Annotated in this window: 18 protein-coding genes; 7 read left to right on the top strand and 11 right to left on the bottom strand. The window is 49.0% G+C overall.

Annotated elements, in window-relative coordinates; translation table 11 throughout:
* Positions 1 to 122: 122 nt before the first annotated feature.
* Positions 123 to 1895, top strand: coding sequence for an alpha-glycosidase (locus tag MKY97_RS04870; protein ID WP_342554378.1), 1773 nt, complete (start codon positions 123 to 125; stop codon positions 1893 to 1895).
* Between the two features lie 951 nt (positions 1896 to 2846).
* On the opposite strand, the gene MKY97_RS04865 is transcribed toward MKY97_RS04870, so the two are convergent.
* Genes MKY97_RS04865 through MKY97_RS04855 form a run of 3 tightly spaced genes read right to left on the bottom strand, consistent with a single transcriptional unit; the run spans position 2847 to position 7083 of the window.
* Entirely contained in the window at positions 2847 to 4247 is a 1401-nt protein-coding gene (locus MKY97_RS04865; protein WP_342554377.1) for a fatty acid--CoA ligase family protein, read from the bottom strand.
* Complete coding sequence (locus MKY97_RS04860) at positions 4211 to 5695, bottom strand: hypothetical protein (RefSeq protein ID WP_342554376.1); 1485 nt, start codon at positions 5693 to 5695, stop codon at positions 4211 to 4213. Before MKY97_RS04860 ends, MKY97_RS04865 begins: the two co-directional genes overlap by 37 nt.
* Entirely contained in the window at positions 5692 to 7083 is a 1392-nt protein-coding gene (locus MKY97_RS04855; protein ID WP_342554375.1) for an alpha/beta hydrolase-fold protein, read from the bottom strand. The genes MKY97_RS04860 and MKY97_RS04855 overlap by 4 nt, the downstream gene beginning before the upstream one ends.
* A gap of 503 nt (positions 7084 to 7586) precedes the next feature.
* Between MKY97_RS04855 and MKY97_RS04850 the strand changes: the two genes are divergently transcribed.
* Positions 7587 to 9743 carry an alpha-amylase family glycosyl hydrolase gene (locus MKY97_RS04850; RefSeq protein WP_342554374.1) on the top strand — a complete coding sequence of 719 codons (2157 nt, stop codon included), beginning with the start codon at positions 7587 to 7589 and terminating at the stop codon, positions 9741 to 9743.
* Positions 9744 to 9891: 148 nt separating this feature from the next.
* On the opposite strand, the gene MKY97_RS04845 is transcribed toward MKY97_RS04850, so the two are convergent.
* From MKY97_RS04845 to MKY97_RS04830, 4 genes are all read right to left on the bottom strand, one after another.
* Positions 9892 to 11178, bottom strand: a complete 1287-nt coding sequence (locus tag MKY97_RS04845) for an MFS transporter (RefSeq protein ID WP_342554373.1) — start codon at positions 11176 to 11178, stop codon at positions 9892 to 9894.
* Between the two features lie 208 nt (positions 11179 to 11386).
* Positions 11387 to 12223, bottom strand: coding sequence for a sugar ABC transporter permease (locus tag MKY97_RS04840; RefSeq protein ID WP_342554372.1), 837 nt, complete (start codon positions 12221 to 12223; stop codon positions 11387 to 11389).
* On the bottom strand, positions 12220 to 13575 hold the full coding sequence (locus tag MKY97_RS04835; RefSeq protein ID WP_342554371.1) for a sugar ABC transporter permease: 1356 nt from the start codon (positions 13573 to 13575) through the stop codon (positions 12220 to 12222). Before MKY97_RS04835 ends, MKY97_RS04840 begins: the two co-directional genes overlap by 4 nt.
* 68 nt (positions 13576 to 13643) lie before the next feature.
* Positions 13644 to 14933: a maltose ABC transporter substrate-binding protein gene (locus MKY97_RS04830; RefSeq protein ID WP_342554370.1), complete on the bottom strand. Its 1290-nt coding sequence runs from the start codon at positions 14931 to 14933 to the stop codon at positions 13644 to 13646.
* Between the two features lie 450 nt (positions 14934 to 15383).
* Here MKY97_RS04830 and MKY97_RS04825 point away from each other — a divergent pair, with 450 nt between their 5' ends.
* Complete coding sequence (locus tag MKY97_RS04825) at positions 15384 to 16418, top strand: LacI family DNA-binding transcriptional regulator (protein WP_342556235.1); 1035 nt, start codon at positions 15384 to 15386, stop codon at positions 16416 to 16418.
* Between the two features lie 237 nt (positions 16419 to 16655).
* Here MKY97_RS04825 and MKY97_RS04820 read toward each other — a convergent pair whose 3' ends face one another.
* Positions 16656 to 17414, bottom strand: coding sequence for an SDR family oxidoreductase (locus MKY97_RS04820; RefSeq protein WP_342554369.1), 759 nt, complete (start codon positions 17412 to 17414; stop codon positions 16656 to 16658).
* A 192-nt stretch (positions 17415 to 17606) separates the two neighbouring features.
* Between MKY97_RS04820 and MKY97_RS04815 the strand changes: the two genes are divergently transcribed.
* The 4 genes from MKY97_RS04815 to MKY97_RS04800 all read left to right on the top strand — a co-directional run bounded on the left by MKY97_RS04815 (position 17607) and on the right by MKY97_RS04800 (position 20985).
* A complete protein-coding gene (locus MKY97_RS04815) occupies positions 17607 to 18200 on the top strand; it encodes a TetR/AcrR family transcriptional regulator (protein WP_342554368.1) in 594 nt (197 codons plus the stop codon).
* Positions 18201 to 18283: 83 nt separating this feature from the next.
* Entirely contained in the window at positions 18284 to 19327 is a 1044-nt protein-coding gene (locus MKY97_RS04810) for a cupin domain-containing protein (protein ID WP_342554367.1), read from the top strand.
* 129 nt (positions 19328 to 19456) lie between these two features.
* Positions 19457 to 20176 (top strand): YoaK family protein, encoded by a 720-nt coding sequence (locus tag MKY97_RS04805; RefSeq protein ID WP_342554366.1) that lies wholly within the window; start codon positions 19457 to 19459, stop codon positions 20174 to 20176.
* 194 nt (positions 20177 to 20370) lie between these two features.
* Positions 20371 to 20985: a hypothetical protein gene (locus tag MKY97_RS04800; RefSeq protein ID WP_342554365.1), complete on the top strand. Its 615-nt coding sequence runs from the start codon at positions 20371 to 20373 to the stop codon at positions 20983 to 20985.
* Positions 20986 to 21079: 94 nt separating this feature from the next.
* On the opposite strand, the gene MKY97_RS04795 is transcribed toward MKY97_RS04800, so the two are convergent.
* From MKY97_RS04795 to MKY97_RS04785, 3 genes are read right to left on the bottom strand one after another with little or no spacing between them, the layout of a single operon-like run.
* Positions 21080 to 22219, bottom strand: a complete 1140-nt coding sequence (locus MKY97_RS04795) for a toxic anion resistance protein (RefSeq protein WP_342554364.1) — start codon at positions 22217 to 22219, stop codon at positions 21080 to 21082.
* 35 nt (positions 22220 to 22254) lie between these two features.
* Positions 22255 to 23943, bottom strand: a complete 1689-nt coding sequence (locus MKY97_RS04790) for a substrate-binding and VWA domain-containing protein (RefSeq protein ID WP_342554363.1) — start codon at positions 23941 to 23943, stop codon at positions 22255 to 22257.
* 12 nt (positions 23944 to 23955) lie between these two features.
* A complete protein-coding gene (locus MKY97_RS04785) occupies positions 23956 to 24687 on the bottom strand; it encodes a hypothetical protein (protein ID WP_342556234.1) in 732 nt (243 codons plus the stop codon).
* Positions 24688 to 25533 lie beyond the last annotated feature (846 nt).

Here is a 25533-nt window from a genome sequence, read left to right as displayed (position 1 = left end):
CAAAAGGCTATGCTGCCGAAAGGTACAACCTCGTGAACTTGAGAGGTTGTACCTTTTTTGCGTTTTCACGGCACTAATTGGCCTTATCCTGTATCTATTAATCAAGCCAAGGAGTGATTACCATGATTTTGGAAGCCATCTATCATCGTCCCAAACTGAACTGGTCCTATGCTTACAATCGCACAACCATGCATCTCCGCTTGCGTTCCAAACGAGGGGATTTGGACGCCGTCATCGCGATCACAGGAGACAAATATGCCTGGGATCGAACCATCACACACATTCCGATGCGTATTTTCGCCAGAGATGAAATGTTTGACTATTGGGAAGCGGAGACGTCTCCGCCCTATCGCAGACTGCGCTACAGCTTCCAGCTTATTCAAGGGGAAGAATCTGTCTGGATGACCGAGCGCGGATTCGTGCAGGCGCTGCCGGAACACCCGCTGGAAATGTTTGATTTTCCATTCATGAATCCCGTGGATATTTTTGAACCGCCGGCTTGGGTGAAGGACGCCGTATTCTATCAGATCTTCCCCGAACGTTTTGCGAATGGTGACCCCTCTTTGACTCCAGCTGGTGCCGAGCCGTGGGGCGGTGTGCCGACACCGGTGAATTTCTTCGGCGGCGATCTGCAGGGTGTGATGAACCATCTCGACCATCTCAGTGAACTGGGTATCACAGCCATCTACTTCTGTCCGCTGTTCGAAGCAACAACCAATCATAAATACAATACAGCCGATTATTTGAAGATTGACCCTCAGTTTGGTACGAACGAACAGTTGAAATTACTTGTGGATGCGTGCCATGCTCGTGGTATACGGGTCGTGCTGGATGCTGTATTTAATCACTCTGGAAGAGAGTTTCCTCCGTTTGTCGATGTGATGAAGAACGGGGCTGCTTCCCCTTATGCTGACTGGTTTTATATCAAGGATTGGCCGCCGCGTGTCGAGGATGGAATTCCAACGTACGAAACGTTTGCCTTTGAACCACTCATGCCAAAGCTCAACACAGAACATCCCGATGTAAAAGCCTATCTGCTGGAAGTCGCCCGTTTCTGGATTGAGGAGATGGATATTGACGGCTGGCGTCTCGACGTAGCCAATGAGGTGGATCACCAGTTCTGGCGTGAATTCAGGCAGACGGTGAAAGCGATCAAGCCCGATGCCTATCTGCTCGGAGAGATCTGGCATGATTCTTTGATGTGGCTGCAGGGAGACCAGTTCGATGCGGTCATGAACTATCCGTTTACCAACTCGGTGCTGGATTATACTGTACATGGCAAACTGGATGGTCTGGGCTTCGCCAACGAGATCGGCAAACTGCTGGCGTCCTATTCTCAGCCTGTCACCGAAGCTGCATTCAACCTGCTGGGCAGCCACGACACCCCGCGCTTGCTGACTTTATGTGATGGCGATGTGCGTAAAATGAAATTGGCTGTTATGCTTCTGTTCTCCTACCCGGGTGCGCCGTGCATCTACTACGGGGATGAGATCGGGCTGGATGGCGGATACGATCCGGGCTGCCGGAAATGCATGGAATGGGATGTGACCAAGCAGAACCGCGAACTGCTTCATTTCTTCACCCGCACTATTGAGTTACGCAAGCAGCATCCTGCGCTGCGCAGTGCGGATCTCAAGATTGTTTATGCCAAAGCTGGCGATCCATGCCTTGCTGTAGAGCGCGTGGATTCGGAGACGGGTGAGCGTGTACTGCTGGTGCTTAATGCGAGTGATGAGCCCTGTTCGCTTGAACTGGCGTGGGGAGATCGCGGCATCTGGCGGGACCTGTTCACCTCCGCCCCTGTTGAAGCTGGGCTGAACAAGTTGACCCTGAACCTTGCAGCCTATGGTTTTTCCCTGCTGCAGCTTGAGGTTAAACAGCCAGCAGAAGCTTGATTTTTTCAGAAAATGAGTCTCTGGCTTGCAGCATTCATTTTGCCTTTGTTCAATAAGGCGGCCTTCCAGCTAATATGTGTTCGTCCCATTCTGCGGCATCTTTGTAAGGTGGAACTTGATATGTTTGACATTGATGGGTTAAATCTTGAGAGGTTTGAGCTTGATGGGGTGATTTCGATGGCGGTACCTTGATGGTATTGTTTTGATTGTGCTTGATTGCTTTTTCTTGAATAATGTATCTTGATCACCATTGCCCTATCTTGATTGCAATAGCCTTGTTACATCTCTTAGGTGCAGTAACTTAGTTACATCTCTTGAGTGCAGCAGCTTGGTTAATCTCGTGCCGCATTCATCTTGTGCGCGCAGTGTAACGAGTTTGGTGCATCATGATGCTCAGCCGTGCGGTCAGGTTTTGGTTAGAGCAGCTTATTGAATCTGAAAGGGCTAAACGTAGATCACGTTCAGCCCTTTTTACCTAGAGAAAAATTTCGTTAGAACAATGCCATGTATTGTGGCCCCTGTTCCAACCACGCTCCTAACTCTAACGATCACAGATGACCTTATTTCCTCCCATCCAGCACTGTTGGGATTCTAACGATCCCGAGAAACCTTATTTCACCGAATAACTTTAACATTGGTGCTTTTCTCAGTGAAATCTGCCAATTAACGTTCCTGGTGATCGTTAGAATTTGAAAAGCCATCTTTTGCTCCAAATAAGGTGTCTGGAGATCGTTAGAATTGGAGCGCGTGTTTGGACTCAACTCCCACCTACATTAACCCGAAAAAACGCAAATCCATTGGGATTATGCGTTCGGGAGATTAACGTCACTGTTTTTTTCAAATTATGCTCTTTGAATGGTCTCTGAGCGGTGATTAAATCAAGAGTGAACCAAACATATTGCTCAGTATGCCGGGACTGAGAATTTGCCTATGAAGCTGCTGTACTATCCTTTAATCCGGTGAGGATATCGGCTTTCTAACCTTTTTCATTCGCGGGCTGACCAATGCTTCCTCTGTAATGACGATCTTCTGCGGAATCTTATATGCAGGCAGTTTGTCCCGGCAGTAGGCCCAGATGGCCCGGCGCAGCTCTGCCAACGGACAGGCGGACGCCAATCGAACGACTGCCTTCACCTGCTGACCTGTAATCCCGCTTGCTTCGCCGGTTACTACTGCCGCTTCGATGCAGTCCATTTCCTCAAGCACACTCTCCACTTCAGCGGGATACACCTTCCAGCCGCCCACATTAATGATTTCGGAACGGCGACCCAATATACGGATGTATCCCTGCTCTACTAAGGCCTCATCCCCCGTTCGCAGCCATCCGTCCTCTGTGAACGGGGAAGGTGCATTCAAATAACCCATCATCGCCGTTTCCGTGTAAATCTGCAGTTCGCCATCCACAACCCGACATTTCACTCCTTCATCCTGAATCGAAAACAATAAAGATCCGGGCTCTTTGGAGCGTGTTGGCAAAATACCCAGTTCGGACATGCCATAAGCTTGGATCGTTCTGATTTTCGGAAACCGCTGGACCCAGGCATCCAGAACAGAATCGGGCATCACTTCCGAACCATAGGAGACCACCTCAAGACTGGAAAGGTCGTAAACTTCGTCACACTGCGACAGCAGCAGCAAATTCATAAAAGTTGGGGAGACCGGCAGTGCCTGTACACGATGCCTTTCAATCGTTCGGCATACTTCCTCCGGGCTGCGATTCTCCAGAATGCACAGACAGCCCCCGCTGGATAAGGATTGAAACATCGTGTTCAATCCACCGATATGATCAAACATCATAAAGGGGATCGTTCTCAAAGGACGTACCTGCCGTTGAAAAGATTGCAGAAGCCGCTCCGCCCGATGAACGGTCGCCTTACTCACCCCGGTAGAACCTGAAGAGAAAAGAACCAGCCCGCCACCCCCTTCCTGCTCAAGCTTAGTTAGAATAGGAGGTACCGTGCCTTTTTCCCGTCGATCATATGTCTGCCTTATTACCAACCGACCTGCTTCTCCCTCCAGACGCACAGCCGCATGTGCCAGCCGCACGTACTCCTGACGTTTAGCTTCGACCAAGTTCCGATCCATCGGGAGCACAATGCATTCTTCCCCGAGCAGCCCGAGCAGTGCCGATGCTGCATACGGGGAATAGTCTTCTTCCAGCGTTACAATCTGCCCGGAAAGTCCCTCTGTCCTGATCCAGTTCCTCATATGATGAACTTGACTCAGCAGCCAGTCGAAGCTGTACTCCTGATCCTGCCAGATCAATGCAGGCTGCTGTCCATAGGTTGCAAACCGCTCCAGCATAAAGTCTATGGTCACCTCGCAGCCTCCCCGTGTCCACCGATGGCCCATGAATCCGAACCACCTGCACGGTTCGTTGAAACAGCCGCATTATCCTCGAAACCATCCACGGTCCACTGCTTTGCAAGATAATCCACCAGCGAACCTACCGTCTGATATGGACTTTCGTGCAGGGAAGCAGCTGCAATCTCGGCTAGAGCACTTCCCGCACCTGTACCCCAATGCTCTTCCATACTTTGCTCCACCACAGCCAGCAAAGACACCAGTTCCAGTGAATTCAGTCGTCCATCCCGCCCATAAAGCGGAGCGTTTCCGCCCTCATCCAGTGGAATGAATGTGTTATGAAATGCATTCAATTCCTGACAGCTGTCCAGTACGATGCGCAGCAGGGCTGACCTGTGATCCTGCTCGGCGACCGTTTGGGTTTGCCGCGGATAGATGGATGCTTGAGGCAGTGCTTGTCTGAAGGATTCATACCAACGCCATTCATCTGCGGCCAGCTCTTGTACTACTCCTGACAGCTGTACTTGCCATCCTTCGCGCTGCTTCATCTGTCCTACCTGAAGCAGGTTATTTGCCTTTTCCCAGCGATGAATAATGCTCTCATATTCCCTGGCATACTGATCGAGCGGCGCGCCCAAACATTGAGCGGATTCCTTGAGCAGATCCCGGAAATAATATCGGCTCCACCGCATATCAAAAACCAGGCTCGAAATCCGTGTTTTGCTCGCTGCATCTCCTCTTATATTTGCTTCCAGCGCCTCTATCACATTCGCAGATACGGCATGTCCAAAATGAAAACGCCGCTCCCCCTCCGTGATTGTTCTGCCTGTCAGAAATTCATGCACCTGGGTAGTCAGTGCTTGAGCCAGCATCTCCCGGTACCCCTGCGAATCCAGCAGGACGTTTGCCTGAATGTCCGTCATTCCGTAGGTTCGCAGCATCTCCCTCTGTTTAACACCCGTAAGTTCAGGTATTGCCGGATGTCCCTTCCAAAATTCATGAAAAGCAGCATGTTCTACCTTGCCCTTAAACTTGTAAAACACAGGGTCGTAGACATACATATGCTCTTCATCCATGCCATACACGGCAAGCCAATGATCCACCAGATAATGTCGTGAGCCTTCTTTGACATGTTTGTTAATATACTCGGGATTATGGTAATCGTCGCAATAAGGCAGATGATAGCTGGTGCCTGTCGCCAAAAAAAGTCTGCCCGCTTCAAGATGCCGCCGTATCTGTGCTTTTCCTTCCTCGAAGCTGCTCAGTTCCCGCTCGTCATTCATCTTCCAGACCGGTTCTTCATAATCCAGCTTGTGAAAATAAGTCCTGACCAAGCCGTTATCTTCGCAAGACGGCAGCGTATATAAACGGCTGGCAGCCAGCATGGCAAGACTCGACATGGAGCCCTGCCGCTGCAGCACTTCATGAATCAGAGGAAAGCTGCATGGATAATAATAGGGGATGTCCAGTATTGGATCGAAGGATTGGATTATCATTTGGGGGAGCCTCCTATTTTTGCTTTGGCAGACGTACTGCCCCAAGCCTGGATATTATAGTGGAGAGACATGCTTTCGGCTGCACGAAAAACTCGATTGGCTATGGGATTGCCATCCCGATCGGTCTCGAACTGCCGGAATCCACGCGTAAAACGGAAGGAAAAACCGCTGTCCCTCGGAATACGGTAACAGCCCTCGTAGTGACCATCGCCTGTATGCATGAGCTTCATGCCCATCCCACCGTAGATGGATTCTTCCCGCTGCTCCGTTGACGCGAATGATGACGCGAATTCGGCCTGCATACAGACTTGTACAACGGGGGTAAGTTCAGGGATGACCCTGTAACTCCGTGCAGCCGTCAGTGCACCGAATTGCATTGTGATCACTGCACTCCCTGCGGCATGGGGAATCAGCATACCATCTGCAAGTACCTGAAGAACTTCAGGATGACTTGAAACATACGCTCCGCTCAGCAATGTCAGACTCAGACCATGATCATAACGGAGTCTGGCCTGAACCCTTACCTGCATCCCTCCTTTCAGCCCGATGACATCTCTGCCATACAGCTCCAGTGAAACAGGCTGACCTGCCTGGCCAAACATATACAACAGGGGCAGATACACACGTGCTCCCCAATCCGCTTCCTGGTGGCAGGCGCCCGGCTGTTCGAAGTAAGCCAGCTTTTTCACATCCGCCCCCCGATGCAGCATCTCCTGCACGACCCTCCTCACCTGTTCAGGCAGAAACAATCCTTCGGTGTCTCCGATATCCACCCACATCTGCACATCTGGAATGGTATCCGGCAGACGGTACATGTCTTTCTCCCGCAGTCCATTGGATGCTTGTTCATCCAGCTGCGCATCCACAAAGTATGGAGACATCATGATCAGCTTGCCAAACACATCCGGATGACGCATTCCGATATGCAGGGTGCATAATGCAGCCGCTGAGGAACCAAGTAATCCCGTGTTATCTCTGTCCCTCTGTGTCCGGTACTGCCGATCAATCATCGGTTTAAGCTCGTGGACAATAAAATGCTCATATTCAATTCCTGAGCCTCCTATGCCGAGTGCTTCCTGCTCAGCGTCAACGTAGTGGTAGAATTCATTGCGAGTAACCGGACGAACGTGTGCAATGGCAACGATGATGATCGGTTCAATCCGGCCAGCAGAGATAAGTTCATCCGCTGCCAGATCAAGCTGCCACGTTTCGTTCCCGGGGCTGGATGGGCCAAAAGCCCGCTGTCCTGCATGAACGTACAGCACCGGGTAATACCGGTCTATCTGCTCCGCGTAACCTGCCGGAAGATATACGTAGATGCTGCGCCTGCTGCCAAGCTGCGATGCCTGAATGTTTTCCAGACATTCTATAACTGAACCTGTACTCATGGCCATCAACCCCTTTCTTTTCCTTTTCCCTCAGGACAAACTAAATAAGCAAGCCTGAAGAATCCTGCTGCAGGACGCAGGTGACAACAAACAACCCCGCCTCAGAAGAGACGGGGTTGTTCCGGATAGGTCGCCGATCTTGCAAGCTGATCCGGAATGCATAGCCCTTAATTTGGTTGATTCTGCGAATAGTTTAAATCGAGCGGGATACTTTTGTAAATATAAAAATAGAAAAAAAATGCTCATAAAAAAGTTATTGACATAAAACCCAATTTTTCTTACGATAGCGATGTGATCATAACTCGAGGGCTATGCTTTTAAACCCCAGCGGTTTAGGACAACCCCGGTAACTCCCCAAGGAGATACCGGGGTTGCCTGCGTTTACGCCTGAAAGGAGGAATCAAATCATTTTAGTAGAGAAAACCGCACTATTGTAAGCGCTGCAATTCAAAGCCAATTGGTTGTTTATCAAAAACTACTACAATCACGAAGGGTGGATTACCATGTTTCAAATGGCCAAACGCGCAATCCTCAGCACCACACTGACCCTCGGTTTGCTTGCCGGCAGCGCCCTGCCGTTCCTGCCAGCTTCTGCTGTCTATGCCGATCCAGACACCGCTGTAACCAACAAGCAGAGCTTCAGTACAGATGTGATCTACCAAGTGTTTACGGATCGCTTTTTGGACGGCAATCCCTCCAACAACCCTACCGGAGCCGCATATGATGCCACATGCAGCAATTTGAAGCTGTACTGCGGCGGAGATTGGCAGGGGTTAATCAATAAAATCGATGATAACTATTTCAGTGATCTGGGTGTCACAGCTCTGTGGATCTCCCAGCCTGTCGAAAATATCTTTGCAACGATCAACTACAGCGGGGTAACCAATACCGCCTATCACGGCTACTGGGCTCGGGATTTCAAAAAGACAAATCCATACTTCGGTTCGATGGCCGATTTCCAAAATCTGATTACGACGGCTCATGCCAAAGGCATCAAAATTGTCATTGACTTTGCGCCAAACCACACCTCTCCTGCGATGGAAACTGACACGTCTTTTGCCGAGAATGGCAGATTATACGATAATGGTACACTGGTAGGCGGATACACCAATGATACCAACGGTTATTTCCATCACAATGGCGGCTCCGACTTCTCTTCCCTGGAGAACGGCATCTACAAAAACCTGTATGACCTCGCAGATTTCAACCACAATAATGCGACCATCGACAAGTATTTCAAAGATGCGATTAAACTGTGGCTCGATATGGGCGTTGACGGCATTCGGGTGGATGCGGTGAAGCATATGCCTCTCGGTTGGCAGAAGAGCTGGATGTCTTCCATCTACGCACACAAACCGGTATTCACTTTCGGTGAATGGTTCCTGGGATCAGCTGCGTCAGATGCAGATAACACGGACTTTGCTAACAAATCTGGTATGAGTCTGCTCGACTTCCGCTTTAATTCTGCGGTTCGCAATGTGTTCCGTGATAACACATCCAATATGTACGCTCTGGATTCCATGATTAACAGTACAGCTGCGGACTACAACCAAGTGAACGATCAGGTGACGTTCATCGACAACCATGATATGGATCGCTTCAAGACAAGTGCAGTTAACAACCGCCGCCTGGAGCAGGCTTTGGCCTTCACATTGACTTCACGTGGTGTGCCTGCCATCTACTACGGTACAGAACAGTATCTGACGGGGAATGGCGATCCGGATAATCGGGCCAAAATGCCTTCGTTCTCCAAATCTACAACAGCGTTTAACGTCATCAGCAAGCTCGCTCCTCTGCGCAAATCCAATCCGGCCATTGCCTACGGTTCCACGCAGCAGCGTTGGATTAACAATGATGTATACGTTTATGAGCGCAAATTCGGCAAGAGTGCAGCCGTTATCGCTGTAAACCGCAGCCTGTCAACGCCAGTGAATATTACAGGGCTGAGCACGTCCCTGCCTACAGGCTCATACACGGATGTGCTTGGTGGTGTGCTGAACGGAAATAACATCACGTCCACGAACGGCAGCATTAACAACTTCACCCTTGCTGCGGGCGCAGTGGCAGTATGGGAGTCCACAGCAGCCGAAACGACACCAACCATCGGTCATGTTGGTCCGGTTATGGGGAAACCCGGTAATGTTGTAACCATTGACGGCCGTGGATTCGGTTCGACGAAAGGCACAGTGTACTTCGGTACCACGGCGGTTACCGGAGCAGCAATTACATCTTGGGAAGATACACAAATTAAAGTAACTGTTCCTTCCGTGGCTGCCGGCAATTATGCTGTCAAAGTCGCCGCGAACGGAGTAAACAGCAGCGCTTACAACAACTTCACCATCCTGACCGGCGATCAGGTTACCGTTCGCTTTGTTGTGAACAATGCATCCACCACGCTTGGACAGAACCTCTATCTGACAGGCAATGTGGCTGAACTGGGTAATTGGAGCACAGGTTCAACCGCCATTGGACCCGCATTCAATCAGGTCATTCATCAATACCCGACCTGGTACTATGATGTCAGCGTACCGGCAGGCAAACAGCTGGAGTTCAAGTTTTTCAAGAAAAACGGATCAACGATTACATGGGAAGGCGGTTCCAACCACACATTCACCGCTCCAGCGAGCGGAACAGCCACCGTTACGGTAAACTGGCAGTAAGAGCTTTATATCATTGAATATACAAGCTAACCCGGAATACGCAAATACAGCGTATGTTCCGGGTTTTGCTATGTAATCGGATTTGTGACAGAGGATGTTTCGTCAGCTCCTTGTTGAAAGGAATTCCTATCTTCTTTGGTATGGATATCTACGTATAGGTTCGAATGGACTTCAAGGTTGTCATTGCAATGATCCCCGTGGCAAGCAGCAGTAAACCTACGCCTTCCAATACGGCCGCAGCTCCCCAGTGATCGGCAAAGATCGAGACCACTGTCAGGCCCAGGATCGGCGCTGTACTCGTAATGGTTCCAACGACACCGTAAACGCTGCCCTGCATCTCATCGGGTACGGCTGTACGCAGCATAATCTGGGTCAGCATCGTGCAGCAGGCAAACATGGCTCCTCCGCCCATAATAAGAGGAAGCGCCATGAGAGGCGAGGATACATTGGCCAAGAGCACATAGACAGGCCCTAACACAAGCAGGCCAATAAAGACCCAGCGCCCGCGATGTTTCAATCTTTTTCCCGAAGCAATCAATACTCCTGATCCGATCATGTACCCCAGAGGAATACACGTCTCGATCAAACCAAATTGAACCGGATCTGCCTTCCATACGTTAACGGCCATCACCTGTATGAGCATCATGGCGGCCATGAAAAACAGGAGCAGCAGCGGATTGAGCAGCACAATCGAACGAATGAGCGGACTGCGATAGATGTAAGCAAACGAACTGCGCCACTCCTGTGCAAAAGATTTCGGTTCACTGCTGGCACGGATTACCTGTGGAAACTGCCCTGCCCGCAGCACACAGACTGCAGACAATAGGAAAGCTGCACCTGTAATCAGGATAGCGACAAAACCACCAAACGCTGCTACAGCGACCCCGGCAGCAGCCAAACCGCTGATACGAGCCAGGTTGTCCACCAGATGAATGGTGCCCGTGGCCTGCTGTATGTGTTCTCTGCCCACGATGCTCGCAGCGGAAGCATGAAACGCCGGAGCCTGAAACAGACTGGAAAACATCGATAGAGAGAGCAATAACAGCAAAACCGGAAAAGGTGCATGCCAGCTGAACAGGCTAACCGCAATCAGCAGAGCCAGCACACCGCGAAACACGTCCGAAGCCAGCATCAGCTTCCTCCGATCGAGCCGGTCAGCCACCGTACCGGCCACTGATCCAAATAAAAAGCTGACCGCCATATTGCAGACCTGCACAGCAGCCATGCTCTTGGCGCTGCCTGTCGTCTGCAGCACCCACAGACTGATGGCAATGCTGTTAAAACAGTCGCCAAAAACGGATATGCCATACCCGTACAGGATTCTGCGGAACGTCTTGTTACGCCATAGGGTCTGTGGAGCTTCACTGCTGTGCAAAACAGCTTGTCCCCTTGGGTAGGCAGCAGCCTCAGGTTCACTGGAAGGGTTCATGCCCATACATCACGTTCCTCCTTTTTCTTCATTAGAAGCCCTGACCCTACAAGCAAAGCAGACACTTCCGATGCGCTGCCAAGTCGACGAAGACATGACGTTACGGAAGTGCCTGGTTGAAGTGCCGCATGTGCGGCTTATCGAGCGCATACTGCGACTGTCTATGCTGTTGACAGCAAGCATGAATTTACGCTAATCCTGCCTAGAAATGATGTTAGCCTTTGGACGCCCCTGTCGTCAGACCCTGAACGAGGAAACGCTGCAGGAACACAAACAGCAGGGTAATCGGGATAGCGATCAGTACAGCTCCCGCAGCAAACATCGTAAAGTTACTGTCCTGATACCGGTTTACGAGATCCCACATGCCCACGGCCAGGGTCCAGTTCTCCTTGGTACGCAGTACCAGTCGGGCAAAGATAAAATCCATCCATGCCCCTGTGAAACTGGTCAGTGCGACGTAGGTAAGCATCGGTTTGGATAACGGTAAAATGATGCTGGTAAACACACGCAGATGGCTTGCACCATCGATGCGCGCTGCTTCATCCAGACTGCGCGGGATGGTGTCGAAGAAACCCTTGACGATGAATCCGCCCAGTACTGCCCCTGAGGAATAGACCAGAATAAGCGCAGCGTGCGTGTCGAGCAGTTTGATTTGCAGCAAAATAATATAGATGGCAATCATGCTCATGAAGCTTGGAAACATGCCCAGAATAAGCATGGTGGACAGAATCGTTTTACGTCCCCGAAAACGGAACCTGGACAGCGCGTACATGCCCAGCGTCACCATTAATGTAGAGAAAATCATCGTGAAGAAGGCGATCTTCAGCGTATTCATATACCATCTGCCGTACATAAAGGACGGATTGTTAAACAGCTCTCCATAGTGAGAAAGAGTGAAACTTTCCGGCCATAAGCGCTCACTGAACAATGCCGCGCCAGGACGCAGGGACGACAGAAAAATCCACAAAACCGGATAGACGGATACAAGGGCAATGATCAGCAAAAGCACATAACTGAGGATCAAACGAATCGGATTGCTGCGTTTCTTCATTGGATCATGTCCTCCTCCTTGAATGATTTGGAGCGGCGGAAATTCCAGATGGAGAAGGTAGCGATAATCAGGAAGATGATAATACCTACCGCAGAAGCCATGTTGAATTTATTATTGTCGAGTGTGAGTTTGTAGAGCCAGGTCACCAGCAAATCCGTTGCCCCTGCATACTGATAGTCTCCGCGAAGCGGGTTACCGTTCGTTAACAGGAAAATGACGTTGAAGTTGTTGAAGTTTCCGGCAAACTGCATGATCAGCACCGGTGTCGTGGCAAATAAAATGAACGGCATCGTAATAATTTTGAACTTCTGGAACGCGGAAGCACCGTCTACTTCAGCTGCCTCATACAGATCACGGGGAATAGCGGTAAGCACACCCAATATGAGCACCATGCTGACCGGAATACCGATCCACATGTTGACGACAATGACAGTAACTTTGGCCCAGAACGGGTCCGTCAGCCAAGGCAGCCCTTCCAGTCCGAACGCTCGCATATACGTATTGATCGGCCCAAACTGACCGTTGAACAGGTTGCGCATCAGCAGCAGCGAGATTATCTGCGGAATGGCATAAGGCAAAATAAAAATGGTGCGCCATAACTTTTTGAAACGGATGCCTTTCTGTTCAATTAACAAAGCTACAAGCACTCCGCCAAAGTACGTCGTTACTGTCGCCAAGACTGCCCAGATGACTGTCCAAGTGAGCACCCCGTAGAACGTCTGGCTCCAGGATTTGAGCTGGATTAGGTCCGTAAATGTTTTGAACCCTACCCAGTCCACCAATTTGGCTGGTGGAATATGATCCGGTGCAGAGTAGTTCGTAAACGCAATCGTAACGGTGAACAGAATCGGCATGATCGTAAAAAAAAGAATGCCGAGTGCCGGGATGGACAAGAACAGATACGGAAAATTTTTGTCCATCACATTGCGCATCGTTGCCGCGGCACCCAGCGTCGGTTTCCCCTGCTCTCTTGCAAGTCCGGTCATATACGCATCCCGGATGTTCAGGATGTAAACGAGCACAAACACAAAAAAGACCAGCAGCACGATAATTCCGTCAAGCAGCAAAAAGATGGAATGGTCGCCCTTTTGAAGCACCGTTGAACCATTCACTTTCACAAAACGCTGTGTATTCTCCCCCAGTGTCCATATTCCCCATACCGCTTGGGACAGCCTTGGAAGCAGGTACGCAAGTCCTGCTCCCTCCAGCAGCAGCAGCACAATGCCTTTAATCCACTGCCGATTGTATAACTGTCCGAGACCCTGCAGTATGATGGAGCATATGGCTGCTGTCATCCGGTGCTGCTTTTCCCTATTGGGCTGGGCAGACACCGGGACATGCTGTTGCCGCATATGCTCCCTCCTCTCCGTTTGGTATCATTCATCGTTCTCCGTTCATTCGTGTCATCGCTGTTTCGTCATTATTGTGTGGTTGCCAAACTCTCCTTGATCTGTTTCACAGCATTGTCGAGTGAGGCCTTCACATCCTTGCCGCTATCCCAAATATCGGTAATGGCTGACGAAATCGGCCCCCATACACTGTCCATGGCTGGAAGGGAAGGCATCGGTGTCGAGTTGTTGAATTGTTCAAGGAAGGCTTTGTTGATCGGATCTTCCTGTACTTTGGCGTCAGCCGCCACATTTTTGTTTGCTGGAAGCGTACCGTTCATGTCAAAGTTCTCCATCTGGGCTTCTTCGTTCGAGAGGAACGCGGCCAGCAGCTTGGAGGCATTCGGGTACTGGGTAAATGCATTGACATAATAAGCTTTTACACCCGAGAAGGAGGTCATTGGCTTGCCATCAATAGCTGGAAGTGGAGCAACTCCGAAATCAATACCGGCACTGCGATAGTCGGCAATGGTCCAAGGGCCGTTAATATCCATCGCCAGCTTGCCGCTGGAGAACAGTCCTTTTTTGATATCATAGTTCACATCGCCCATCTTAAGCGGCAGCACTTCAGCCTTCAGCTTTTGCAGGAATTCTCCGCCTTTCTGCGCTCCTTCGTTGTTCAAACCGAGATCACCGCTGTCCATCCCATTGTCCCCAAAGATATATCCGCCCTGGGATGCCAGGAAGGCGTAGTTATAGTAGAACTGCTGTAATTCCCACATCAGCGCATACTGATTGGATTTGGCATTGTTGAACGTCTTGGCAAAATCGATAATTTCATCGAAGTTTTTCGGTGCTTCCGGGTACAAGGCTTTATTGTAAAAAAGGGCATATGTTTCGACGCTGTACGGATATCCGTATAAAACGTCTTTGAACGTCACCGCTTTCAGCGCATTTTCGCTGGTATTGGCTGTAGTTTCAGCTTCGAAGATATCATTAGGCAAAATAAGTCCTGCTTCCGAGGCGCTGCCAATCTTGTCATGCGGGAACACAACGACATCCGCAGCAAGCCCGGCAGGACCATCTGTTGTTAATTTGGTCACCTGATCTGTAGGCGGCAGTTCCTCCATTTTGACCGTGACACCATATTTTTCTTCGAATTTTTTAACTCGCTGCTCGATAAAGCTGCTCTGGTTTTTGTCTTCCCATATCACCAGTGATGCGCCTTCCTCCGGCTGTAGATTCTCTGCGGTCAGCTGAACCGTATCCTCCGGATTATCACTTGACGCTGCCGGAGATGGAGTGCCGCCTCCCCCAGTGGAGCATGCAGCCAATGTAAACGCCATTCCGATGGACAATACTGCGCCTTGCCATTTTCTCATGTAAAATGTCCCCTTTCCCTCTGCGTGATGCATCCCATTGTTCGCGCTTTTCGCCCTTTAAAAGGTGTAGATTGTCAGGAGCTTGTATTCCATGTGAACTGTTGTACAAACGTTTGCTCAAAATGGAGGACAAGATCACTTCGATATCCAGTATGTAGGGAGAATAAAGTTAAAAATATGTAATTCCAAAGATGTAAGCGCTGTAATATCTTCCACATCATACAACACTAAACTTTCTTTGTACAAACGTTTGCACAAGCTGTATTCTTTCAAAATTAACCATATCCTGAATTCAGATAACAGTATTTTCCTGTTTCCTTGATCTAACTCTTTCTTCCTTTATTTTACTCCGCTTGCATTCTGGGTCATTTCGTAAACAATTGATTTATGACACCCTTTGCATTACCATAGGAGAATGTTGAAATGATTGAATCAGAAGGGGTTTTTTACATGATTACGATCAAGGATATAGCCAAATTGGCGGGTGTTTCCCCTTCTACAGTGTCACGGGTGATTTCGGATCATCCTAGAATTAGTATGGAAACATCTCTTAAGGTTAAACAAATTATGAAAGAGCTTAATTATCATCCTAATATGATGGCAAAGAGCCTTGTATCTAAAACAACGCAAACGCTTGGCATTATGCTGCCGCGTCCTGCGGAGGAGCTTTTCCAAAATTATTTCTTCGGTGAGCTGCTGCGCGGCATTATCACTCATGCCACTCGTAACAACTATGAACTGCTGCTGTCCACCGAAACGTCCTCCGATGATGAATTACAGGCGATTTCCCGTCTTGTGCATGGTCGCAGGGTCGACGGCATTCTGCTGCTCGGTTCCAAACGCGATGATCCCATCATCTCTTTTTTGGAAGAGGAGAAATTTCCCTTTGTGCTGATTGGCCGGAGTGAAACCCACCCGAATGCACCGATGGTCGATAACGATAACGTGCAGACCGCGTATGATGCAACGCAGCATCTGATTGCTCAAGGTCACACACGTATCGGATTTGTGAGCGGCCCGCCGGACATTACGTTATCGCATGATCGCATGCGTGGATATCGGAAGGCTCTTGATGAATCGGGGCTAACGGCTAATAACGACTGGATTGTGGAGGGGGAATTTCTGCAGGAAAGCGGCTTCCGGGCTATGTCCCTGTTCATGTCGCTGCCCGACAGACCTACCGCCATTGTCGTTATCGATGATAATGTTGCTTTCGGTGTGCTGAGAGCGCTTGCCGAGCTTGGATACCAAGTGCCTGAGGACATCAGCGTGGTCAGTTTTAACAATATCGCTTTGTCCGAACTTGCTTCGCCTCCGCTCAGTTCCATTGATATCGGGACATATCAGCTCGGGTATACCGCCGTTCAGGTTCTGCTAAAAATACTCAGCAGCGAGCCTCTTGCTCAGAACCCGGTGATTATCCCACACCGCCTGATCGTACGTGAATCCTCACTGTATTCGAAGGCAAAGCCCTTCCTGAGTTAAGCGCTCTACCTCATTTTTTGTATTATGCAAACGTTTGTCTAACCGTCCTTTTTTCTTCAGGACTTGAATGCTGCAGAAGACAATTCTAAGGCGCATGCCGAGATGCTGAAGAATGGTCATAACATGAAGAACGAGAATGACAAAGAAGCCGTAATCATACGGCTTCTTTGGTTATCGTATATTTACGAGTCATGAATCGTTGTCCCACCTGTCGGTTTAATCAGAACAAGAAGCAGATTAGTAAGAACTCCAGCCTGCGTCAGCCGTAATTACGGTACCATTTACAAAACTGGATTCGTCCGATCCGAGGAATAAAGCCACTTTGGCAATCTCTTCACTCGTTCCGACCCGTGGGTTGATGGCCATTCCCTGCTGCTGTCGTCCCGCTCCGAATGGGTTAATGCCCGTCATGGATGCACCGATATTCGTTGCAACCGCTCCCGGTGCAATGGCATTGCAGCGAATACCCTGCTCGGCGTACATGTATCCTGTATTTTTGGTGAAGCCCACCACAGCATGTTTTGATGCCGTATATGCGCCTCCAGCCCGTCCACCATGCAGGCCACCCGCTGAAGCAATATTTACGATCACCCCCTGCTGTTTTTCCAGAAAAATCGGCAGCACTTTGCGTGTTGTGCGCATCACACTTGTTGTGTTCACGGCAAATACCTTCTCCCACCGCTCATCCGTAATATCCGCTGCCGGCTCCATCCCGTCCATAATGCCCGCATTGTTCACCAGAATATCTACTGTTCCGTATCGGCTTACCGCTTGATCAATAAGCTGCTGTACATCTTCCTCTTTCGCAACATTAGCCAGAATAACGAAGGCTTCCCCACCGTCTGCCTCTATTTCTTGAACGACAGCCTGAGCAGCTTCTTCGTTAATATCGGAAACAACGACCCTTGCTCCTTCCTGCGCATACAATGCGGCAATGGCCTTTCCCATTCCCGAGCCTGCACCTGTGACAATAGCCACTTTATTTTGAAGTTTCATATCGTTACGCCTCCTCTGATGTATTCGTTTACACAAAGATACCAAACAAATGTTCATTATCTCTTATCCTTAGTATAATAAGTCATAGCTTTTCGATACAATCAGTAAAACCTTGTCCCATTGTACGTTAAACAACAGGCTGTCACCTGTTTGTACGTTATCTTTTATAAATATCATCAGGGAGGAATTCCAATGCCCGAAACATCAGACGCAATAGATCGAAGAATCCGAAAATCCAAAGCTGCGTTGAAGGAGGCTCTCCTTCATTTGATGCAGCAACGTAATTTCAAGGAAATCTCCATCTCGGATATTGTGCAGCAGGCTGACCTGAATCGGGGAACCTTTTACAGACATTATCAATATAAGGAAGACTTGTTCAACGAAATCCTGCATGATGTTACCCAGGATCTGGTAACTTCATTCCGTAAACCTTATGAGGGGATGAAGGAATTTCAGGTGGGACGGATGCCCTCTTCCGCCATTACCATCTTCGAACATGTGCATCAGCATGCCCAATTCTATACACTCGTGGTGCAGTCCGAAGCATCATCCAGCTTTCAGCGTATGATCTGTGATGTACTGCGTGATTTGTCTTTACAGGATCTGAATCATATTTTCCCGCCCCATATTAACCACGAACTGCTTGCAAGCTATCAGTCTCATGCCATATTCGGCATGATCATGGAGTGGATCAGACAGGATTTCAAGCACAGTCCTGCTTACATGGCGGAAGAGTTGTTCAAAATTATTCATTTTACGCCCGCACACGATTTAAAAAATGAATAATTTCTCAGAATATGGGTATAATATTATAGTTATATTCAATTATTTACACATTGTCTACTGAATTCAAATTTGAAGCAGGAGGTATGATGATGAAATCTTTCAAGTATCGTCTTGAGCAAAAAGAACCCCGTACCGGTCCCGGCGGCATTACTCGCGGAGCCTCGGTTCATGACTTCCCCGCATCCATCGGCATTGCGGGAGTATCCATGCGCCTGGAACCAGGCGGCATGCGCGAACTGCACTGGCATGCGAACGCGGCCGAGTGGGCGTACGTCATCAGCGGTTCCTGCCGCACAACCGTCATTCATCCCGATGGTCATGCGTATACCGATACCTTCGAACCCGGAGATGTATGGTATTTCCCGCGTGGATATGGTCACTCCATTCAGGGGCTTGGACCGGAGGAATGCCACTTCATTTTGATTTTTGACAATGGAGATTTCTCAGAAGACCACACGTTCAGCATCACCGACTTCCTGACTCAGACACCAGACGCCATTGTTGCCCAGAACCTTGGTATCTCCCTCGAGCAGGCAGCCAAGCTCAATCAGGGCGAAGCCTATTTTGCCAAAGGTCCGGTACCCGATGACAGCTCCTCCTCAGCAACTTATCGCCGTAATTCTGAGCTGACCACCCCACACCGTTATCCGTTACACGCCAAACAGCCGCGCCGGGCACCAGGCGGGGGTACACAGCGGACGGTAACCGTCGAAGACTTCCCGATCTCCACCACGATGGCGGGATCTCTGATCGAGCTTCAGCCGGGCGCTCTGCGAGAACTGCACTGGCACCCCAATGCGGATGAGTGGCAGTACTATATCAGCGGCAGCGCCGAAATGACCGTCTTTCTCGCCGAAGGGCAGGCCGTAACCGAGCAGTTTGAAGCTGGAGACATTGGTTACGCTCCGATGGGTGCAGGGCATTACATCAAAAATACCGGTGATGATGTCTGCCGTGTACTCATTGGATTCAACAGTGGACATTATGAAGCCATTGATCTTAGTGAATGGATCGCAGGCAATCCGGTAGATGTGCTCTCCACGAATCTGGGCATCTCCCGTGAGGAAGCTGAACAACTCCCTGACGATACGTTGTTTATTGCACCGGATCAGAACAAGGGAAAATAACAAAGAAAGCTATAAGTTAACGCTGCAAGGTTCATTCCCGGCGATTAGCTTATTTAAGGGAATGTCAGCTTAAACTCAAGCGAGATTAAGCGAACCCGATAGTTACCCGAAAATGGAGGACAGATGCCTATGCATTCCGTACATGACTCGTCTTCCCCGAAAGTTAACAACGAGAGTATCGGACACACGGTAGAACGTTTGGAGCCGGGATTTTCCCGGCTTTTGTTATCTTCCGTTCTTGTACTGCTCGCCGGTTTCATCGATTCCATTGGATATTTGGGGCTGGGTAAAGTGTATTTATCCTTCATGAGCGGCAACAGCACCAAGCTGGGCATCGCTCTTTTTGAGGCAGATTATGCGTTATGGGCAGCGACCGGGACTGTCGTTCTTTTATTTATTGCAGGAGCATTTGTCGGCACTTTCATTACAGAGTCATGGTGGAAATGGCATCTGACCCTTATTTTGATCGTGGAGTGTGTATTGTTTCTTTTCGCAATCATGTTGTCAATCCTGTTCCACACGCAATACATCATATTCCCGATCGCCATGGCGATGGGCATGCAAAATACGATGCACCAGATGGTTGCCCATGCAGATGTAGGCAAAGGTTTTGTTTCAGGTACGCTTTTTGGTATCGGTCAGGCCTTGGCCAAAGCTGCACGCGGCAAAGCTCCGGCTTCCGAGTGGGCCGTGCTTGCACTGTCTTGGTTTATATTTGTCATTGGCGCGGCGCTGGGCGCCTGGATGCTCGTTAATAGCGGTCTGCTCCTATCCCTCATTACAGCGCTGTTGTTTCTTGTCCTGATTATCCCCTATGTCATTTATATGCAGCGTCTAAAAAACGGTTGACCCGAAATCGCGGGCCAACCGTTTTTCACCTTTAGTTCTAGCAAACCTTACTCGGCTTCATATATACTATATGAGGAAGGATTAGCCATGACTCTGACAAATTTCCTAGTGATCTAGGATCTGTCTATTGGTTGGCAGGATTTACCATGTGACATTACGTGCAGAAAACAGGATAAAAGGAGGTGACATTTCACGTGAAAAGATCAAGTATTATATCATTAATGACCAGTTTCATTTTACTTGGCGGGGTACTTCTCTTTCCTGCTCCTCAAGCCAATGCTGCCGTAGAAGAATTCTCTACATATTGGGTTCAGGACGAGTTTGCGGACGAATATCAGTCTGAAGTAGATTTAATAGACGATGCAGAAGAGCCTGAGGCAGTAGATGAGTTTATTCAGGAAAAAGCGGAATTAAAAAAATATCTGGATCAGATTTTTGCTATCGAGCCCTATGAGTCTAGAGCTCTTGATTCCTTGAGTAGTGTTGGTAACACCGTATCTTCAGCGAATCGAAAATCGATGTTTCTGAAGCTGACGAATACGGTAATTCCGAATTATACCAAATTCGTCTCCAAAGCAAAACTGATCCAATCCAACAACCCAGAAATCAAAAAAATTCATACCTCCTTCATCAAAGGAACTTATATGCAGCTTGAAGGTTACACCCTTTACAAGCAAGCTGTTTCCAAAAACAAAGTGAACTACACGATCCTTCAACAAGGTAATGCTAAAGTTCAAGCTGCCGATGTTATTCTTGACCAAGTTACTGACTCATTGTTAGCGTATGCTGACAAAATTGGGTACGAGTAATCCCTGTATGCAATCACTGCAAAAAAAAGCAACCATCCTTAACTAGTCATTAGGGAATGGTTGCTTTTTCTAGTCATTCTCATTGATTGATTGATTACAGACCAAGCTTCTGCCCTTTCTCCAATCGCTGAATCTGCTGTTCTCCGGTCTCCGCCAATTCACGGAACTGACCGATGGTTTCGCGCATTCTTGGCAGGGCTTCCTGTTTATAGACCGAAATGGAGTCGAGCGCGGACAGCACATCCGTAAAGGCCTGCTTCATCGTATCCACCGAGATGCTTGCCTCGTACGCCTGCTTCTGGATCGCGGTCCCCTGATCCTTCAGCATTTTGGATGTACCGGCGATTAGATCGTTGGTGGTACGGTTAAGCAGTTCAATCTTCTGCAATACAATCTTCTGATTGTACAGCGCACTGGCAACGGTGACCGCAATTTTCAGTGCGGAGATCGTCACATTTTTCGCCCGATCCACGCCGCGAATCAACTCTTTGTTGTTCCGGATAACCACTTCGATCGCCATAATCCCCTGCTGGTTTACAACCAGCATCTGCTGCAGATCCATTACCCGCTGACGGAGTGGGAAGAGCACTTCTTCGGTAATAAAACGCACTTTCTCGGGGTCTTCGTTACGAACCTTGGCTGCCTCAATCTGCGCATCGATCGATTCATCCATCAGCATGCCAAGCTGAATCTCCTTCTGAAGCCGCTTGGTCAGTTCGCGCAGGCTCTGCTGCTCGATCTCAAGCGTGGTATTGTCATTACGGAGCGTTGCACGTCCCTTGTCGAGTGAAACGACAATATCGGCGATAACGGCGTCAGCTTTCTGGTACTTGAGAAAATACGCGCGCAGCGGGTTGAACAGCTTGCCCAGAAAGCCTGTTTTGGCGAAATCGACCACGCTCGGGTCGAGATCCTTCAGCTGCATGTGCAGTTCGGTCAGGCCTTTGGCGACCTGGCCGCCCTCGTCTCCCGTCTTGGACAGATGTCCGACGGAGACTTGAAGCAGTGCGTTTTTCTCGGAAGAGGATCGCATCGTGTTCATGCCAAAGCCGTCAATCGACTGCAAAATCTCCTTGCGTTTCTCCAGGGATTCCAGGTCCAGGTTCATAATCATATCCACATTGGAATTCGCTACCTGCTGCAGCTCCGCCACCTCGGCGGGCACCGGTTTGATCTCTTCTTCAATCACCTTCTGAATTTCCTTCTGGCTCGGTATCTCCATTGTAAAGGACATCCGCAGTTCCCCCTTTTAGTTACATCGGCTTAGGCTTACATCTGTACGTTAAACAGGTTTCCGATTTTGTAGACGACATCGTCAGTGTCCGCGTTAATGCTCGCAGCTTCGTTAATGCTGGAGATGCTCTCCAGTGCTTTGATGTCTGCATTGTAGCCGATGGTATAGATCGGTACTTTGTATGTCTCAACCAGACCCCGGATATCCTTCAGCGTATGACCTTCGTTCGTCTCCCCGTCACTCAGGACAAAGATCAGCGGTTTCACGTTAGGGTTCGCGGTCATATAGTCCTCCAGCATCTTCATCGCGACAACGATGCCATCAAAAGTCGCTGTGCCCCCTCCAGCCTGAAGGCTGTCTACCGTTCCTACAAACATGGACTGCTGATTCGTATCATACTTTGCAATCGGGAGATTGACGGTAACTCCGCTGGAGTATGAGACCAGTCCAATGCTGTTTTCCGTACCCAGATATTTCTGGCCTTTGCGCAGTGATTCCTTAAGTCGGTTCAGCGGCTCCCCGTCCATGCTTCCAGATACATCCGTGACAAATACAGCTGCAATCGGTTTGCTTCCGTTTTTCTTCTCTTTCCAGACTTTCTGTGCAGACAGCAGTGTACCGCCGTCCACGGAAGCCAGTTCAGATTTGTAATCCTGCAGGCCGTTAAAGCCGAAGTCCTCTGCTTTTTTCTGATACTGATCCTGCGTGACAAAGTCGGCAAACTTCTGGACGATCTCCTGCTTGTTCTGCGGCAGTTGACCGAGTTCATACAGCGGGCTGTCATGTCTTGCACCAAAAGGAGTGAAGACGTATCCGCTTTTGAGATCTGCTGTATTAACATATGTCTGGTACTCCAGAACGAAGGCGTCGAGTCTACCCGACTTGGCTGCTTCCCGCATCTGAATGGTAGTAGATGCTGTGAATGGCACGTTTGCCTGGAATTTTTCGAAGCCTTGAATGGCTTTCTCGCCGAGTGGATTGGCACCGTCATATGTGTTTAGTGCAGTGACGAGGAAATTGAGTCCCGTCGAACTGGCAAATGGATCCGTATACCCCATCGAAAGTTCATTGTTTGCAATGGCTTCGGTTACCGTTTTGACGTTCACAGAGCCGTAGGTGTCCACTAAAGCATCATATTTAGCTTTGGAGATAACGATTCCTGGCACATTGCCAACCAGCCGCTTGGTAACCAGCTTGGTCTTCACCCCGCTCGCCTCCACCATTGCGCCCCACAGCTCATTGGACGGTGTGAAGGCATCAGGAACATATTTGCCGGACTTAATGTAATCCGCAGCAGTACCGGAAGCAATATTGCGGATTTTGACCGAGATCGGTTTGCCGCCAGCCGTGATGTTCGCTTGGTTAAATGCCTCTGCTGTCTCGGTTAACCATCCATCCACTCCGCTGCCTGACTTCTCGGGGGAGGAGAAAATTTCAACATAATCATTCGTTGTGTTCTCCACTGTAATGGGGAACTTTGAAATATCTGGCAGCGATTCTGCAACATCCACCGGATCGAGATCAATCTGTCCTTTGACCGGCTCTGCCGTGGCTGGTGCGATGTCAGCGTACAATTTGCCAAGTTCCTTACCTGCATTTTCGGTCGTGACTTGTGTAGACGTTTTGCCAAAGTTCGATGTCAGTGTGATCCCGGCATAGACTAGGCCAAACACCAGTACCAGCATGATGATCGATATGAACAAAAACTTTCCCTTCTTCGCCATACGTACAACCCCTCACTGTCTGTATAATTTGGTATGTTTGATCAACTGATCAATCTCCTGCATACAAGGCATCTGTTCAATATCTCCGGCTTCAAAGCTGTCCAGCCGTGAAATTTCCAGCAGCAGCTGATCCAGCTTAAGCAAAATCTCTTCATTCGTGTGAAGCGAGTCTTTCACATAAGTCAGGTAATCGTTGTATACTTTTGTCTTTTCCTGAAAAAGCTTCTGCGGCAGATTCACCGATTTGGATTTCATCATGCTGGCATAATCGGCTTCATCAAAGACATTGAGCCGGTTCAGGATGCTGCGAATATTCAGATATAACAGCTTCTCCACCTCTTCGGTGACCGAAGCAAATTTCTTAAAGCTCAGCTCACCAGGATCAAAACGCTGATGAAGCACATTCATCAGGGTTTCCTTTTTCTTTTTCATCCGGTTCAGTTGGGACAGCCCCAGCGTAATGTCTTCTTCAAGGATTCTGATGCGTCTGTAAAAAGATAAGGCTTCTACATAATCTTCATGTGTTTCGATCTGTTTCACAGGTAAAACGACCGGCTGCTTGAACAATAGAGTGTAACTGCCATAGAAGAGTGCGAGTGCGCTGCCGAACAGCAATGTTACGGAAAGGGCTGTCTGGAAAGCACTCTCTCCAAATCCGAGTCCCGCAAAGCCTGGGGAGAAGGCCAGAACGTCCACAGCCACAATGCCGAGGATGAGTGCAAAAAATTGTATGTACCTGGTCATGGGCAATCATCCGACCTCCTTTCATGTTAGATAGTAGAACTTCCTGTCGTTTATTCCCTGTCATCCTTATTGCTATTGTACATGATGTGAGCGCTCCCAGGTGGATAGGATTGGAAATTGCGGTGTGAATATTGGGCCTTCATGCAGGCTGGAATATCAAGGATTAGATAATTGGCCCTTATGATCGATTAAAGATCGGACTGTAAACAGTGATACAATAATATACGTGGCTCGGGCTTATCCCATTATCTTTTTAATGGACAACACAGAACGGCTGGCTGTGTAGGCTGCAGGTTCATTTAGTATAGTTACGGGTTTTATCGCCATCCCCGTGGTACATCGGGAGTGCGGAATAAATACAGTTATTGGGTAATACGTGGAAATTCGAGCTGCGTGTCATTTTTTATATACGCCTTGTCTTCGCGAATCCGGAGCTTGCTGCGTGTTTTTCTGAGTCATGACCAAAAAGACAAAAACGGCGAACTCCACCGTTTTCGTCTCTTGTCATTATTGCATATATCATTCTATTTGCATGCTGGCACACGGTCTTGATCACACCATGTGCATCCGAATAAATCAGGCTAACGATGCCAGATGATGCTATTTGGTACTTTTCAGCTCATCTAACCATGTAACGATTCCAAGAAACGCTATTCCAACATTGGAAGCATATATTCGTCCATTTTGGCCTGTTTCGGCTGTAATAGCGTCGATGGGAATCGTTAGATTTCGGAACAGGCCTAATTTGCCCAAATAAGCTCTGTACGAATCGTTAGAATTTCAAGCAGCGTATTGAAACCAATCCAAGCCTTTCAACATCATTCCATTCACATCAACTCGTAACAT

It is taken from the genome of Paenibacillus sp. FSL R7-0652 (assembly GCF_038595045.1).
Taxonomy (GTDB): domain Bacteria; phylum Bacillota; class Bacilli; order Paenibacillales; family Paenibacillaceae; genus Paenibacillus.
Note: the sequence above shows the minus strand (reverse complement) of the source record. Positions and strands in the feature narration are given on the sequence as shown.